Source organism: Bacillus pretiosus, from assembly GCF_051294775.1.
Taxonomy (GTDB): domain Bacteria; phylum Bacillota; class Bacilli; order Bacillales; family Bacillaceae_G; genus Bacillus_A; species Bacillus_A wiedmannii.
Genome location: NZ_JBPPHF010000001.1, coordinates 1346508 through 1361609, shown reverse-complemented (window position 1 = coordinate 1361609; position 15102 = coordinate 1346508). Strand labels below are relative to the sequence as shown.

Here is a 15102-nt window from a genome sequence, read left to right as displayed (position 1 = left end):
ACTTTAATCAGTAGGGGACATCCCCCACTGATTATCAGCCCTCACCAATCGGCATCTTACTGCCCGCAAATAGCGGGGTAAATTATTAGGAGTAATTTATATAGAGTATGTTAGTATACGTTTCAAAATAAATAAGGGGTGTGTAAAGATATGGAATTATTATGGTTTATTCCGGCTTATGGAGATGGTCGATATTTAGGAACGACAAAAAGAGGAAGAGCAGCTGAATATGGTTATTATAAGCAAGTTGCACAGGCAGCTGATTATTTAGGATATACTGGTGTATTACTTCCAACTGGTCAAGGTTGTGAAGATCCATGGGTGTTAGCATCAGCTCTTGCGGCTGAGACAGAGAAATTAAAATTTTTAGTAGCAGTTAGACCAGGGTTAATGTCACCGACAGTTGCAGCGAGGATGGCATCTACATTTGATAGAATTTCAGATGGGAGATTACTCATTAATGTAGTAGCTGGAGGAGATCCTGTTGAATTGCAAGGTGATGGATTGTATCTTGAACATGATGAAAGATATGAAGTTGCAGATGAATTTTTAAAGGTTTGGAAGTCAGTATTACAAGGTGAAACAATCTCTTTAGAAGGAAAACATATTAAAGTTACGGAGAGTAAAGTTGTATTTCCGCCGGTTCAAACACCGTATCCACCAATTTATTTTGGCGGATCGTCCGCTGCAGGTAAAGAAGTTGCGGCTGAACATAGTGATGTATATTTAACTTGGGGAGAGCCACCAGAGCAAGTGAAAGAGAAAATAGATGAAGTAAAAAAACTTGCGGAAGAGAAGGGGCGTAACGTACGATTTGGTATTAGACTACACGTAATTGTAAGAGAGACAGAAGAAGAAGCATGGGAAGAGGCTGAAAGGTTAATTCAATATGTAGATAATGAAACAATTGAGCTCGCTCAAAAAACATTTGCAAGATATGATTCAGTTGGACAAAAACGAATGACACATTTAAATAAAGGAACGAGAGAGTCGTTAAAGATAAGTCCTAACTTATGGGCTGGAATTGGGCTTGTAAGAGGTGGTGCTGGCACTGCGCTTGTTGGAAATCCGCATACAGTAGCAGAAAGAATAAAAGAATATGAAGTGTTAGGAATTGATACGTTTGTATTATCAGGATACCCCCATTTAGAAGAGGCATATGAAGTGGCAGAACTGTTATTTCCTTTATTGAAAGACGAGAAGGAACAAGAAAATAAAATTGTTGGTGAAATGATAGCTGATGCATATGCATTAAAAAAATAGTGAGAAATAAAGTTGAACCAATCGGCTATTAACAGGCAGTTTCACCTATGTTTTGCTTCATTTTGTTTACTGCCTGTTAATACGGGATAAAAAACCCGCAAGTATTTCACTTGCGGGTTTTCGTCGTAAACTATTAGAAAATATGGTAAAATTAAATAGTAACTTAAGGTACGGTTGGTTGTTCAATTATCACTTCTCCAAATAGGAGGGGGGTGATAATACGTGAGTGAAATAGCGTTGCTACTGCAAGGTGGACTGTTTCTCGTTGCATTGTTAACGTTCGTCGTCGTTTTAATAGACAAGCTCAAAAAATAACAACCCACCTATGCCAATAGAATGTGGGTTGTTTTGTTTGTAAGAAACAAATAGGATAAATGAACAATCCAATCTGCTAAGTTACGTGGACTAGTGTGTAGCCGCACACTGGTCTTTTTTATTTATTTACAATTAATAATTGGTTTATGTGATTGTATTGTTCTTTTCATACTTATTATAACACAGTGTCTTTTCATCAAGAAAGGAGACCGTATGTTCTGATTTCGATTAAATAGTAGGTTTTTTTTCTTTAAATAGCCCATCCATATACTGTTTTAAAGTTTGGACATAAAATTCCTGCCTATTTACATCATTTACGCCGACAATTGGAGATGAAAGTTCATATCTCTTTTCTGATAAATGAACGACAACGTCAAATATATCAAATAGACGAATGAAACAGAACAGGCCATCTTTATCACTTAATAAAATAAAGTAATGGTTCTCGCTATTTGTATTTAATGTATTCCATAAAGAACTTTTACTTAAATCGCGAACTATACTTTTTTCTTTTAATTCCATAAAATCGGCATTTGATAGAATGTTAGAAATAACAATCGCATCTGGATCTTCAAAATAGCCATCAACAGCTTGGACAGCGAAAGTATAAGCTGTTTTTAATACACTCATTTTGTATTTACGGTTATCTAAAAGTAATTCACGTTGAATAGAGCTAGCTACTTTCGTTACACGTTCTTCTTTCCAAATTTCATTATGTAGCGAAATATCGTGCTTTTTACATAGTTTCATAATTAATGCATTGGAATAAAGTATTTCATCACTTACTTCAACAACATCTGTCTCAGCAGCCGCAAGTTCCTCACCATGTTCATTCGTATAGAGCGGGGAATCAATTTGTTTTTTCATTTGCTCAATCTTAAATTGACTTAATTTATGCCGAATTAAGGGGCGATCAATATTTGTTGTCATTTGTTCATGGCAAGTATCACAAATTGAGTTTGTGAAATAATATCCACATAATATTTCGGGGATGACATATTGTTCACTAAGTTCTTTCGTATCTTTTCTGCATATGATGCATTGTGTCATTTTTATCACCTTTACCTGCAAATTTGTATGTAATCTCATTGTAGTGTATTTATTGGTATTTTGGAATATTGTAAAGGAAAATATTATGTGAAATTCTTGCTTATTTTGGTACAATGAAGAGAAGTGCTAGTTTAAAGGAGGACGTTTTTTTGAAATCGAAAGTGCACTTTTGGACAGTAGAAGTGCTAATGGTTGTAGCGATCATATTTATTTGCACAAAAATATCGTTTCTATTTCAACCGATTGGTATCTTCATATCAACGTTGTTTTTCCCAATCTTAATCGCGTTATTTTTATACTTCATATTTAACCCATTGTTAGTCTTTTTGGAGAATAAAAAAGTACCTAGAAATTTAGCGATTTTACTGTTATATCTTTTTATTATAACATTAACTGCAGTTGGAGTTGGGGTAGTTGTTCCAACGATCTCGCAACAGTTAATGGATTTAGTAAAAAATATGCCCGGTTATATTAAAGAGGGAAAACTATACATACAAGATTTATCCCATCATAGATTGTTTGAATGGTTATCTACACAAAACTATGTTTCCATTGAAACAATTGAAAAAAATGCAATTGAATACTTAAAGGATATACCAAACACAATTACGTCGAGTGCAACGGCTTTATTTGGTATTATAACGAACGTCGCATTAGTTATCTTTACAGTACCGTTTATTTTATTTTATATGTTTAAAGATGGACATGCGTTTCCAGGGAAAGCAGTTAGTCTATTACCTGAGTCTTACCGTGAAGAAGGACTTCGTATCATTAAGGAAACGAACGAAACATTATCTGCATATATTCAAGGACAAGCGCTCGTTTGTATATTTGTAGGTGCTTTTACTTTTATCGGTTATTTAATTATCGATTTACCGTACGCTTTCGTTTTAGGAATTATAGCAGCATTTACAAATATCATTCCTAACCTAGGTCCATTTATCGGTGCAGCACCAGCTGTTATTGTAGGTCTGTTCGTATCTCCGATGCAAGCGTTGTACGTAATTATTATCGTAACAATTGTACAACAGTTTGAAAGTAACATCATTTCACCGCGTATTATGAGTTCAAAATTAAATATCCATCCGTTAACAATTATTATTTTAATTTTAGGGGTAGGTAACTTTGCGGGAATTATCGGAATGATTTTGGCAGTACCAGTTTATGCAGTAACAAAAACAGTTGTATCGAACTTAGTGAGATTGTTTAAGACGAAACGAAGTAATCGAAAATAGTATAAGTTGAGAAAGATACACCGCTTTTTAAGTGGTGTATCTTTTGTTTGTTAATCAATGTAAAAAAGTGTATGCATAAACTTTTATTATATATTTATTACATATCAAATATAACGATAAACTTGTATGATATAGCCCCAATAAAACTATGTGGAATCCCTCTGAACTATCCAAATCATTTCCTTACAGCGTGCTAGCAACATCATAATCGACCCCTTTCAAATTTTATATTTTTAAAAGATTATAGATGAGAGTAGTACTTGCTTCTACGATCTCGAATTTCGTCTATAACCTGTTTATATTGTTGTTCTTGTTTTAATTCCGCATCAGAATAGTTTTTTTTCTGAATTGTAATTGTTAAAAAGAAAAGGTGAAACTTCATGATACATTCCTCCTTTCGCAAGGAATTATAGATGGCTACAGTAGTGACTTTGACGTTCTTTTACATCCTCCATAGCTTTATTAATTTGATGGTCATGCAATATCTCACTGTCTGAGAACTTAGTTTTGTGAATGGTGATCGTTAAAAAGAATACTTTAAATTTCATTTGTTTTTTCCCCTTTAAAAGTTATTTAGAAAAGACGGCTGTAATAAGAAGCTTGGTGCTCTTTCACTTCGTCCATAATAGTTTGAATGTGTTGCTCACGCAAAATTTCACTTTGAGAAAGCTTACGTTTTTGAATGGTGATTGTTAAAAAGAATGCTTTGAATTTCATGAAGGTATTGCTCCTTTAAAATATATTTTTAATACATTTGCGTATAGTATGAACTTTTAATGTCAGTCATTTTATCAGTCAGTTGTTTTAATTGTTGTTTACGAATGATTTCATCTTCAGATAAAGTGTTTTTCTGAAGTACAGTTGTAAAAAAGAAAATATGAAAAGTCATAAATGAATTCCTCCTTTCGAAAAGGAATTACAGGTGATCACAATAAAGCGCTTGGCGCTCCTTAACATCATTCATAGCTTTTTCAATTTGCTCATTATGAAAAATTTCATCTTTGGAAATTGTATTTCTTTGAATCGTAATACTTAAAAACAATACGCTAATGGTCATCGAATGTTGCTCCTTTCTTTAAAAAATAATATAAGAGGCTAAAAAATCGCACAAAAAAGCCACAGGAAGATATAGTTCTCCTATGGCTGGGCGTCAAAAGGCCACAGGAAAGTATACGACCTCCTGTGGCGAATTTATGAATTAATAGAAATAAAGTGCGATTTTCAATTCTCCATTAGGGTGGTCGAATTCATATTTAATTGTCCGAAAAACAAAGGTGCAGTTAACACTAAAGTTAAAGCATGTAATTGTAATTTCATCATTTCCTTCGACCTCCTTTTAGAATTTTTTCTTACGTTAGTAAGTATATACAATTAATGGATAATTGTAAACATAAAAATTGAAAATTTTTAATTTTGATTAAAATGCGTATATTTTAAAGGGTTTTGGAAAGAAGTATTGTAATGAACGAAATATCGATAAAATGGGGGATGCTAAATGAAATATATGCATCGTAATGTAGTTGTTATGCTAACAATTTTTTTATGTATTACTGCTTGTTCTAGCGGAGAAAGAATAAAAGAAATATCTGATGTTGAACCTAGTGACTTTAAGAAATATGCTGGGACATACGTTGGTAATAACTCAGATGTAGTTGCAATTGTTAATCATTTACCCGGTGGTGATACATTTCAAAGTATTAGTTTGGAGAATGAAAGTATAAAGGTAAAATATGGTGCAAATGGAACTCTGACAGAAGACATGGTTGAGACGTATTGGTTTGATGGCAAGGACACAATGGAGAAGAATTTTCTCTTTAACGTTATTTATCTAGCGATTTTAGTACCAAATGCGAAAAGTTACGAGTTTCAAGTAGAAAATAAAAATTTCACGATAAAAAGAGAAGATATACTATCAATCTTGTATGAAAAATTTGATGATTTTCCAAAAGAAAATGATATATGGGATAAAAAGAAAGTAGTAAAGTTCCTTAACGATAATAGCGAAAAAATTACAATGTTTATAAATGAGAAAGAGTTTCGGAAAGCTTTATTTGCTAAATATCCGGTGCAGCAGTTGAAATTAAATGAAAAGAATTTGAGAACAAGAGTTGAAACTTCAACATTTTAGAAAGAGAGCCATTCTTAAACGAATGACTCTCTTTTTTTGTAAAAGAAATTTATGGAAATAAATAATTTAATGTGATATGGTTAATTACATAAGTAATGAACCTAAGAACCTAAGGTGGTGAAATTGTGAAACCTACTCTGGAGCAAAATAAATTAATATACTTACAAATTGCAGAAACGATTGAATCTGATATTTTAAAAGACATATTACTTGAAGAAGAACAAGTTCCATCAACAAATCAATTTGCGAAGATGTTACAAATAAATCCAGCTACTGCAGCTAAAGGGGTAAATGTATTAGTGGATGAAGGGATTCTATATAAAAAGAGAGGGATTGGGATGTTTGTTGCAAAGGGAGCGAAAGAAGTCGTACTTAAAAAAAGACAAAATACTTTTATGACTGAATATTTACCTAAAGTGTGGGAAGAAGCAAAAGTACTAGAAATATCCAAAGATGAATTGATGGATATGATTCAAAAAATTACGAAGGAGGGGAAATAGGGATGATTGCACTTGAAACAAAAGCCGTAACGAAAAAATATAAAAAGAAAATAGCAGTAAATGAAGTAACGATTTCATTGGAAGAGCATAAAATATATGGTTTGCTCGGTAGAAACGGGGCAGGAAAAACGACACTATTAAATTTACTTGCAGGCCAAATTACTTCAAGTAGTGGAAGTATATCAATATTTGGCGAACATGTTTTTGAAAATAGTAAAGCAATGCAAAATATTTGTTTCGTTAGAGTGAAAGAAGAAGCACATCTAAGTTTTAAAGTAAAAGAAATTTTTAAGATGTGCAACATGTTTTATAAAAACTGGGATGGAAAGTACGCTGAAGAACTCGCTGATAAATTTCAGCTTAATATGACAGTGAAATATCATAAATTATCACATGGCATGCAAACAGTCGTCGGAATTATTCAAGGATTAGCAAGTAGGGCGCCAATTACCATTTTTGATGAACCAACTACAGGTTTAGACGCAGCACATCGCGAGTTGTTTTATAGTTTACTACTAGAAGATTACGGTGAGTATCCACGAACAATAATATTATCAACACATTTAGTAGAAGAAGTAACCCATGTTATTGAAGATGTAATCATCATAAAAGCAGGCGCACTTGTTGTTCAATCATCGGTGGAAGATTTATTGCAACAAGCTCATATTATTTCAGGAAAAAAAGATAAAGTAGATGAGTTTTCGATAAATAAAAAAATAATAAATCGAGAAGTTTATGGAAATAAGGGGATTGCTGTTATATGGGAAGAACTTTCTAATGAAGATTATTACTCTCTTGAAAAAGAAGGGTTACTGATTGATAGAATTACATTACAAAAACTATTTATACACATAACTGGTGGTGAAGTGAAATGACGATGTTAATGAAGCAGTTGAAGTTACATATAAATTTTCATTATAAAGCAATTTTAATATTTTGGATTGCAGCATTACTTATAAAAGGAATTACAAGTGTAATGGATTTGAGAGAAATAAGAGAAGGATTTTTACAACATATATTAAATAATCCTTCGATTGCAATTACATTGTTTATAGTAGTAAGTACTTTTATCATACAGGATGATGTGTTTCGTTTAGCAGTTTCATTTGGAGTAACGAGATTACAGTTTTTCATTGGATCAGTTTTCTATATCTTATTACAAGCTGTGGTTTTCTCATTCCTTCAAGTAATTTTTTTAAAAAATACATTGTATAGTACAGTAAATATTAGTTTAGGAGAACAATCAGTTAAACAGTTTATTGTACAACTATTATTGTATCTTACAATAGCAACTTTCTTTCAAGTAGTAGTAGTGATTAAGAAACGTTTTAAGTGGATTGGTCTTATGATTGGTGGAACATTTTTTATATCATTGAATAGTGTGCTTTATGCAGAAGTAGGAATACAGGATTTAAATTCTACATCTAATCTATCTTTAATAGATATCCCATATTTTATTGTCAGTTCAATTATATTAACTATCGTCTATGTCGTGACTAGCGGTATATTTATTCGAAAGGTATCATTTGAGCAAACAATTTAAAATATAATTAAGTATATATTTGAGGAGAGTAGGAAAAACAAATGGGAGACACTTCTTCACTAATTACAGTCTTTTTATGCATTGCACTGCTCATATTTTGGCGTCGTTATCGTTCTATGCATAAGCCAATAAAAGGAACAGGAAAACGTATTTTATGGCCATTACTATTTTTAACACCAGGTATTGTATGGTTTTTAGGTCCCGTACATCCAGCTATTTTACAAGTTATAATAGCAGCATTCATTGGAATTATTTTCGCCGTACCACTTATAGTACTAACAAATTACGAACGAAGAGAGGATGGGAATATTTATACGAAAAAAAGCGCAGCTTTTTTAATTACTTTTATTGCACTTGTCTTTTTAAGATATGGTTCAAGACAATATATTGTTGACTTAGATCAACAAACAATTGGTTTATTATTTTATGTTGTTGCTGTCTCGTATATTATTCCTTGGAGAATTGCTTGTTATATAAAGTTTAGGAAAGTTTGGCGGGAAAATAATAATCATGCTTTATAAGAAAAAACTTTTCTTTTGAGAAGTTTTTTCTTTTTATATGTAATTGAAATCATTTGTTGAAGTGCAAGCTACCATACAATATGATGAATATAAAAAGAGAAAGTAGGGGATATAAAAATGCGTACAATTTTACTTTTTCTAAACGACATGTCTATTAATGAAATAGAGAACATTAGGAAAAAACATGATCCTTTATTTGGTTTAATCCCACCGCATATTACAATTGTATTCCCATTTGAAAGCTCGATTTCAAATGATGAGCTGAAATTACATATTTTAAAATTATCAAAAGGGATACAAGAGATAGAAATAGAATTTGCGAATCAAATTTCGGGTGAAGGGGAATATTTATTTTTACGAGTTGAAAAGGGGCAAAAACAAATAGAAGAACTACATGACTTGCTATATACAGGAGCCTTATTACAATTTTTGAAAGAAGATATTCCGTATATACCGAATGTAACAGTCGGGAGAAAAGAACGTACTGAGTTAGCTGCTGAAGTAGCTAAGGATATTCATAATTTCCCTGAAAAGTTACAATGTATAGTTGATAGAGTTAGTGTAGAGCGAATTGGAGAGAATGGGGAATCAATTATAGAATTTGAAGTACCGTTGCAAAAAAGCTGACAAAAGTCAGCCTTTTTTATTCGTAGCATGAAGTAAAGCACCAATCGCACCGCTATTACCACCATCTCGTAAAAAGATTGGTGTTTTATTTTGATATTTTGTGTAGTTACTAATAATATTTTGAAGGTGTACGTTATTACATAGAGTGGAACCAATATAAATAATATGGTCAATGTTTTTTGTTTCGGCGAATTGAAGGCTTAATGCAGTAACGACTTCACCGACAAGTCCTTGCACAGTTGCTAGTATATCAGCACTACTAAAATTTGAATCTGTTTTGGTAGCTTTACCAAAATTGCTTGCAGTTAAGCTAGTATCAATAGGAGAGAGAATGCCACCATAAATATCACCGACCGTAATATCTAGTTCTTTTCTAGAACCTAATTTTGTTAAAGGAATCACATCTTCAAAATGATCTATATTTGTTAACAATTTTGAAAGCCCCATAATAGTACCACCGCCAACACCCGTTCCACCAGCTCGAATATATTTGTCATTATAAACGTAATGAATGGAAGTACCTGTACCTATATTTGTTAAAATAAAGTTGTTTATATCATATTGCTCTTCTTTTAATATGTATCGGACACCTACAAGAGTAGCTTCAAATTCGTTTAGTTCTACTATATTATATGAGTCTGAAAGTAGTTGCTGTAATTGTTTTGCTTTACCACCTGTTATACATATTTGTTTTATACGAGTGCTTTTCTTAAGCCAATCTATTATTTTATCTTGTTCATTTGAATAAAATTTTTCAAAAGCTAAGTGCTTTTGTTCGTTCAAATAAGCAATTTTTGTTAATGTTCCTCCAGCATCGATACCGATAGTACTTTCCATTTTCCTGCTCCTAACCAAGTAATTTGTTTACTCTGTTCATGTTGGTGAGACGAATTTGTAGGAGGGAGATATCCTGACGAATTACATCGTCTCTATTCTGCTTGATATATTAATAGCTTTTCTATAGTTACAATCGGCTGATCGTTAATAGTTGCAGTACCTTTACCGAGAATAAAACCTCGACGATTGCGAGTAAGCTTATAATGTAAATCAAGTTTATCACCGGGATATGCGTTTCCGTGGAATTCAACCCCATCCAACGAAGAGAGGAAGCCTAGACCTTCAGAGTCACTTGTATTTACAAATGCACTAAGCTGAGCAAGTGCTTCTACAATTAACATATGAGGCATATGTTTTTGATTATCATTTATAAACCACTCATTATTTGAAATCAGTTTATATCCCGTAACGGATTCACCATGTTTTACATTTGTTACTTTATCAATCATTAAAAAAGGATAACGATGAGGAAGAGTGTCTTGAATATGCATATGAAAGTACCTCCAATAAATAATACCCCTGCTACAGTTAAGCAGGGGAGTTATCATTAATTTTTAACTAATTCATTTACTTTTTCAAGAGAAAAAATACCGCTATTTCTAATGTTTTCAACAACTTGTTGTAACACTTCTTTATCTTGAACAAGTGCAATACGTACAAAGCCTTCTCCATGAGGTCCAAAAGCATGACCTGGTGTAACAACGACATTCGCACGATCCATTAATGCATAAGCGAAATTTATCGAAGTCCAGCCTTTCGGAATTTCGGCCCAGACGAACATACTACCAGCTGGTTTATCAACATTCCAACCAAATGTTCGGAATCCATCGACTAAAGTATCTCTACGTTCTTGATAAATACCGCGATTTTTCTCACAAAATGCAGCGCCATTTCTTAGTGCCGCTGATGCCGCTTTTTGAATTGGTAAAAACACACCATAATCTGTATTTGATTTAAATTGAGTAAGTGCACGAACAATTTCTTCGTTTCCAATCATATATCCAATACGGCTACCTGCTAAACTATAACTTTTTGATAAAGAGTTGATTTCTACTCCAACTTCTTTAGCACCAGGTACAGAGAGGAAGCTAATTGGTTTATTACCATCAAAATAAAATTCAGCATAAGCAAAATCATGGACAACAATAATGTTATGCTTTTTCGCGAATGCAATTACCTCTTTAAAGAAATCTGCATGAGCCATTGCTGGAACTGGATTCCCTGGGAAGTTTAAAATCATCATCTTTGCTTGATCAGCAATATCTTCGGGGATAGCTGCTAAATTAGGTAAGAATTCATTTTCTTTCTTTAAAGGCATGTAATAGGATGTTGCACCAGCCATTTGAATTCCAGTTTCATAAGCTGTATATCCTGGATCCGGAACTAATATAATATCTCCCGGATTTGCATAAACCATAGGTAAATGAACGAGTCCGTCTTGTGAACCCATTAATAATAAAACTTCTTTATCGGCATTTAATTTAACGTTATGAGTGTTGTTGTAATATTCAGTTACAGCTTCGTGAAATTCTTGAATACCACTTAATGTGTATCCATAGCTTTCTTTTTCACTTGCTGTATGTACCATTTCTTCTCTTACGAAGTCAGCAGGCGGCATATCAGGATTCCCGATACTTAAATCAATCATTTTGTGACCTGCTGCAATTTTTTCTTTTTTATAAGCCCCTAATTCACTAAATATAGAAGATTGGAATGCTTTCATTCTAGTTGCTAACGTGTAAGTCATCAAAACCCCTCCTAAAAACAGTGTTTTCTTTCTGCGTTTTTAATTATTCTGAAAACACATGTTTACATTTTATCATTTTTTTATGAAAATTAAAATGATTGACAAATTTAGAGAGAGAATAATAAGGAGAAACATAAAAAACGCAGAAAATATTTTCTGCGTCTTATATGAAGTGTAATCATTTCTTTTTATATGTACATAACTTTTCCACTGCATAAAAGTATACATTTAATTTGCCATCGACAACTTTTAAAGTTTGATCCGATGTAAATGAGTTACCATAATCAATGTGATATACATTAGAATTCTTTACAAATGAGCCTTTGTATAAATCTTCTTTTTCCTTTGATGTTTGCATCTCCACTAAATATTGAACAATTTTTTCTTTCTTTTCTTCTTTTACAACTGTTTCAAATTTATAAGATGCAGGGCAAAGACCATTTTTGTTGTCAACGACTTCCCAAGAACCGTATATATCATTATTGCTACATCCGCTAAGTAGAACGATGACTATTGGAATAATTAATAGAACCTTTTTCATTTTGTACTCCTTTCTTTTCATTTTTAATAAACGTGCGAATACGATACGAATATTGTAATAAATAAAGTTTAAATTTTTATAAAGAATTATTTAATTTCACATAAAAATTTAGGCGGAATTGAAAAAGCATGAATCTAGTGTAAAGTCTGATCCATGCGTCTTTATTTATGCTATAAATTCGCAGATTGCGAAGGTTGTTTTTCATATTGTTTCTGTTTAGATAATGAAATGAAAATAATTAATAATGAAATCACACCGAAAATGAGAACCATATATTGCAATCCAATCGTATCTAAGAAGAAGCCTGTGCCGAGTAAGACAATTTGGAACATAACTCTCTCAAACATATTACGGAATGAGAAGAGACGACCATGATAGCTTTTTTCCACTTTCGTTTGGAAAATTGTCGACATAATAGGGAAGAAGCAACCAACACTAAAACCAAATAAACCAAATGATGTAAGAGACATCCATTTTATATCGCTAAAGAACAAGGAAAGGTGTGCAAAAGCGGTACAAACAGCGAAGAAATATAATAATTTTTCAGGTTTGAAATGGTCAGATAAACGTTTAATAACGAAGGCCCCTAACATAAATGCGACACCTTCAATTGTATATATAAAGCCTTTAATCGTTGGATCATGTTGCATTTCACTAATGTTGATTACCATTAAATTAAATCCGGCTATAAATAATAGAGGGATAATACTTAATATAAGTGCTGTAAAAGCAATAGGAATTCCTTTTAAAATACGAAATACTTCCATAAAGCTATTATCTTTCGCAGCTTGTTTACTTGGTGTTGTTGATTTCTTATCTTCGAATTGTAGGAAGAAAGTTGAGAGGAATAATAAAGCGTATGCTGCCATTGAGAAGGCATACATATACTGTAAACTCATTACAACTAAAAGAATTCCACCTAGTGAAGTACCTGCAATACGAGCGATTGTACCTACATTCATATGTACACCGTTCATCTGTAATAACTCATGCTCACGTACGATGAGTGGAATTACAGATTGTAATGCAGGGAAGTAAAATGCTGCAGAAATTTGAAGAGCAACCATAAATGCAATCATGAAGGCAATGCTTTCAAATTGGATAGCGAAAAACATAAAAATAACACTAATAACGCGACCGAACCCAGCATAAAGAAGAACTTTTTTCTTTTCATACTGATCGATAATACGACCAGCCATAGGACCAACTAGTACACCAGCTAATAGTCCGATAAATAATATAACTGATTTCATGAAATCAGAAGGGACATATTTTTGCATAAATTCAAGGTTGCCAAGAATACCAAGCCATAGCCCTAGACCAGCAATAAATTCCCCAATTAATACAATCCAAACATTTTTATTACGCCACATAATGTAAAACCTCTCCGTCTTTTAAAATGAAAAAATCGTATATAAAACCTCCTTATTTTATGTATAATTTATAACGAACTTTTTTAGAGTCAGAGTCTATATTACGTGTTTCATGAGTGGATTTCAATCTTTTTGATTTGTTAAAAATTTGATGTGTTAATAGATGAAACAAGTAAGTCGAAATGTATAAAATCAATGATTACATATTCAGTGAAATTAAGGATAAATAAAATAAAAGCATCAAGAAAATATCACTATTAAATGATATTTTTCTTGATGCTTTTAATACATCAGGCCGAATATTCTTCTTTACGTACTTCGAAAAATTCATTACGACGTAAGTAATTATAAACTTTCTCGGAAACCTCTTCTTCTTCAGACATTAAGAAACGATGATCAAAAGCATAGAATGATTGACCTTTAATTAATTTTACGTAGTATATTTTACACACCTCCTCTAGCATAATTGGAACTTAATTAATATTATGATGGCCTATATGCTTGTTAATCATACTTGGAGTTTCAAAGGATAGAAACTAAACAAATTACAAAAGATTACAAAACTGTAATGTTGTTGTCACGTTTTCCGATAGTTAAAAATAACCAATCTCTTCTATACTACAAATAAGTTATATAAAATAAGGGGGAAAAAAGATGGATGAAGTAATTGGAGAAGTTGTAGCAGGTATGTGTGAATTTGTAGTTGAAGTAACGGCAGATGCTATTGGAAATTTAGTTTCTAGAAATAATGAGGAAAAAGAAACGATATAAAAATATAAAGGCTGATTTCTAAAGGGAAATCAGCCTTTATATTTTTACATTATATTAATATTATTTAAATATTTGTTTGTTAGGATGGAGATGAAACCAATATTGGAGGTGATTAAAATAAATATGCCGAGTTTGGGATTAGATTTATCTAATTCTCGTTTAATTATGGCGAATGTAGACGAAAGGGAATACCATTTTATTATACGTGAACATCCGATTTTAGGGAAAATTATATCGCTACTTGAAAATGGAAAAGAATACGGCTTAATGGATAAACAAATCGCTAATAAAGATAAATTTATAAAATCGGAGCTTATTAAATTAGATTATTTTAACATAGATGTTCTACAGCATACACCTGGATGGATATGGATTGGTATGGATCAATTTGGTTTACATGCTCGTGAGGCTACTTATAACGAAGTAGACGTTATTATGAAGTTAAAAGAGGATTTATATTATATAGATGTATATGAAAAAGTAAAAATGTAATAAATATTTAGCCAGGTTAGGGGACAAGTTTCCGTAGCCTTTTTTGTTTAGGAATAAAACGTAAAATTTATATTATATTGATGATAGGAAAGCATGATAAGAAGTAAGCTGAAAAGAGGATTTGAAAATACATAAAGAGAACTTTAATTATTATATGAA

General features: G+C 32.2%; 22 protein-coding genes. 10 read left to right on the top strand and 12 right to left on the bottom strand.

Going from position 1 to position 15102, the window contains the following annotated elements; translation table 11 throughout:
* The first annotated feature begins 150 nt into the window (after positions 1 to 150).
* Both ssuD and ACSG5Z_RS06825 read left to right on the top strand, forming a co-directional pair.
* A complete protein-coding gene (gene ssuD, locus ACSG5Z_RS06830) occupies positions 151 to 1263 on the top strand; it encodes an FMNH2-dependent alkanesulfonate monooxygenase (protein ID WP_435711150.1) in 1113 nt (370 codons plus the stop codon).
* 222 nt (positions 1264 to 1485) lie between these two features.
* Positions 1486 to 1578 (top strand): putative holin-like toxin, encoded by a 93-nt coding sequence (locus ACSG5Z_RS06825; RefSeq protein ID WP_001289320.1) that lies wholly within the window; start codon positions 1486 to 1488, stop codon positions 1576 to 1578.
* Between the two features lie 228 nt (positions 1579 to 1806).
* Here the strand turns inward: ACSG5Z_RS06825 and ACSG5Z_RS06820 are convergent, their stop codons facing one another.
* Positions 1807 to 2628, bottom strand: coding sequence for an HNH endonuclease (locus tag ACSG5Z_RS06820; protein WP_000189705.1), 822 nt, complete (start codon positions 2626 to 2628; stop codon positions 1807 to 1809).
* 149 nt (positions 2629 to 2777) lie between these two features.
* On the opposite strand from ACSG5Z_RS06820, the gene ACSG5Z_RS06815 reads away from it, so the two are divergent.
* Positions 2778 to 3863 carry an AI-2E family transporter gene (locus ACSG5Z_RS06815; RefSeq protein WP_262749302.1) on the top strand — a complete coding sequence of 362 codons (1086 nt, stop codon included), beginning with the start codon at positions 2778 to 2780 and terminating at the stop codon, positions 3861 to 3863.
* Positions 3864 to 4104: 241 nt separating this feature from the next.
* Here the strand turns inward: ACSG5Z_RS06815 and ACSG5Z_RS06810 are convergent, their stop codons facing one another.
* Genes ACSG5Z_RS06810 through ACSG5Z_RS06790 form a run of 5 tightly spaced genes read right to left on the bottom strand, consistent with a single transcriptional unit; the run spans position 4105 to position 4920 of the window.
* Entirely contained in the window at positions 4105 to 4245 is a 141-nt protein-coding gene (locus ACSG5Z_RS06810) for a YrzI family small protein (RefSeq protein WP_064473550.1), read from the bottom strand.
* Positions 4246 to 4270: 25 nt separating this feature from the next.
* Entirely contained in the window at positions 4271 to 4411 is a 141-nt protein-coding gene (locus ACSG5Z_RS06805) for a YrzI family small protein (RefSeq protein ID WP_064469812.1), read from the bottom strand.
* 25 nt (positions 4412 to 4436) lie between these two features.
* Entirely contained in the window at positions 4437 to 4580 is a 144-nt protein-coding gene (locus tag ACSG5Z_RS06800; protein WP_017560126.1) for a YrzI family small protein, read from the bottom strand.
* A 28-nt stretch (positions 4581 to 4608) separates the two neighbouring features.
* Positions 4609 to 4752: a YrzI family small protein gene (locus tag ACSG5Z_RS06795; protein ID WP_000142721.1), complete on the bottom strand. Its 144-nt coding sequence runs from the start codon at positions 4750 to 4752 to the stop codon at positions 4609 to 4611.
* Between the two features lie 27 nt (positions 4753 to 4779).
* Positions 4780 to 4920, bottom strand: a complete 141-nt coding sequence (locus ACSG5Z_RS06790; protein ID WP_000156189.1) for a YrzI family small protein — start codon at positions 4918 to 4920, stop codon at positions 4780 to 4782.
* 438 nt (positions 4921 to 5358) lie between these two features.
* On the opposite strand from ACSG5Z_RS06790, the gene ACSG5Z_RS06785 reads away from it, so the two are divergent.
* The 6 genes from ACSG5Z_RS06785 (at position 5359) to ACSG5Z_RS06760 (ending at position 9182) form a co-directional block, all read left to right on the top strand.
* The gene (locus tag ACSG5Z_RS06785) at positions 5359 to 5991 is read left to right on the top strand and encodes a DUF4825 domain-containing protein (RefSeq protein WP_435711142.1); all 633 of its coding nucleotides are present in this window, start codon (positions 5359 to 5361) and stop codon (positions 5989 to 5991) included.
* A gap of 125 nt (positions 5992 to 6116) precedes the next feature.
* Positions 6117 to 6491 (top strand): GntR family transcriptional regulator, encoded by a 375-nt coding sequence (locus ACSG5Z_RS06780; protein WP_000805192.1) that lies wholly within the window; start codon positions 6117 to 6119, stop codon positions 6489 to 6491.
* A gap of 2 nt (positions 6492 to 6493) precedes the next feature.
* Positions 6494 to 7366 carry an ATP-binding cassette domain-containing protein gene (locus tag ACSG5Z_RS06775; RefSeq protein ID WP_097891888.1) on the top strand — a complete coding sequence of 291 codons (873 nt, stop codon included), beginning with the start codon at positions 6494 to 6496 and terminating at the stop codon, positions 7364 to 7366.
* The gene (locus ACSG5Z_RS06770) at positions 7363 to 8034 is read left to right on the top strand and encodes a DUF4052 family protein (RefSeq protein WP_435711139.1); all 672 of its coding nucleotides are present in this window, start codon (positions 7363 to 7365) and stop codon (positions 8032 to 8034) included. The genes ACSG5Z_RS06775 and ACSG5Z_RS06770 overlap by 4 nt, the downstream gene beginning before the upstream one ends.
* A 41-nt stretch (positions 8035 to 8075) precedes the next feature.
* Complete coding sequence (locus tag ACSG5Z_RS06765; protein WP_060487126.1) at positions 8076 to 8555, top strand: CcdC family protein; 480 nt, start codon at positions 8076 to 8078, stop codon at positions 8553 to 8555.
* Between the two features lie 117 nt (positions 8556 to 8672).
* Positions 8673 to 9182: a 2'-5' RNA ligase family protein gene (locus ACSG5Z_RS06760; protein ID WP_137035968.1), complete on the top strand. Its 510-nt coding sequence runs from the start codon at positions 8673 to 8675 to the stop codon at positions 9180 to 9182.
* Positions 9183 to 9188: 6 nt separating this feature from the next.
* Here the strand turns inward: ACSG5Z_RS06760 and coaW are convergent, their stop codons facing one another.
* The 6 genes from coaW to ACSG5Z_RS06730 form a co-directional block, all read right to left on the bottom strand.
* A complete protein-coding gene (gene coaW, locus ACSG5Z_RS06755; protein WP_087983794.1) occupies positions 9189 to 10019 on the bottom strand; it encodes a type II pantothenate kinase in 831 nt (276 codons plus the stop codon).
* 92 nt (positions 10020 to 10111) lie between these two features.
* A complete protein-coding gene (locus ACSG5Z_RS06750; protein WP_087983795.1) occupies positions 10112 to 10510 on the bottom strand; it encodes a 3-hydroxyacyl-ACP dehydratase FabZ family protein in 399 nt (132 codons plus the stop codon).
* 56 nt (positions 10511 to 10566) lie between these two features.
* Positions 10567 to 11766 (bottom strand): LL-diaminopimelate aminotransferase, encoded by a 1200-nt coding sequence (locus ACSG5Z_RS06745; protein ID WP_435711135.1) that lies wholly within the window; start codon positions 11764 to 11766, stop codon positions 10567 to 10569.
* A gap of 178 nt (positions 11767 to 11944) precedes the next feature.
* Positions 11945 to 12307: a hypothetical protein gene (locus ACSG5Z_RS06740; RefSeq protein ID WP_435711133.1), complete on the bottom strand. Its 363-nt coding sequence runs from the start codon at positions 12305 to 12307 to the stop codon at positions 11945 to 11947.
* Between the two features lie 170 nt (positions 12308 to 12477).
* Positions 12478 to 13680: an MFS transporter gene (locus tag ACSG5Z_RS06735; protein ID WP_000269247.1), complete on the bottom strand. Its 1203-nt coding sequence runs from the start codon at positions 13678 to 13680 to the stop codon at positions 12478 to 12480.
* A gap of 290 nt (positions 13681 to 13970) precedes the next feature.
* Positions 13971 to 14123: a YqbF domain-containing protein gene (locus ACSG5Z_RS06730; RefSeq protein WP_071680000.1), complete on the bottom strand. Its 153-nt coding sequence runs from the start codon at positions 14121 to 14123 to the stop codon at positions 13971 to 13973.
* Between the two features lie 451 nt (positions 14124 to 14574).
* Between ACSG5Z_RS06730 and ACSG5Z_RS06725 the strand changes: the two genes are divergently transcribed.
* On the top strand, positions 14575 to 14943 hold the full coding sequence (locus ACSG5Z_RS06725) for a hypothetical protein (protein WP_060487118.1): 369 nt from the start codon (positions 14575 to 14577) through the stop codon (positions 14941 to 14943).
* The last annotated feature ends 159 nt before the right edge of the window (positions 14944 to 15102 follow it).